1 protein-coding gene is annotated in these 283 nt (G+C 50.2%); it reads right to left on the bottom strand.

The features are described from left to right. Window positions 1-283, bottom strand: a 283-nt coding sequence (locus QP415_RS11620) for an Ig-like domain-containing protein (protein WP_285100182.1), incomplete at both ends; no start/stop codon positions are given.

The following is a 283-nucleotide window of genomic DNA, read 5'->3' as shown; positions in this document are numbered from 1 at the left end:
ACCATTATTAGAAGCCGGCCCAGCAACAGACGGGCACTGATCCAACGAATCAGGAACAGTATCACCATCAGTATCCGGATCAGTGACAGTCACCTTCGACGTATCAAACGTCTTATCACCATCCTTGATCGTGACAGTGATCTCGTCCTTATCCTTCGCGTCACCAGGAACCTTCACAACAACATTGCCGTCCCCATCAAAGGAACAAGTAGCACCATTGGAAGCTTCACACGTAGCAGTATCCGGAATCGGACCATTAGCCGGATCCTTCGCAAGCGTCACA

Origin of the sequence: Pauljensenia sp. UMB3104 (genome assembly GCF_030217285.1) — a bacterium.
Lineage (GTDB): Bacteria > Actinomycetota > Actinomycetes > Actinomycetales > Actinomycetaceae > Pauljensenia.
This window is presented reverse-complemented; position numbering and strand designations above follow the sequence as displayed.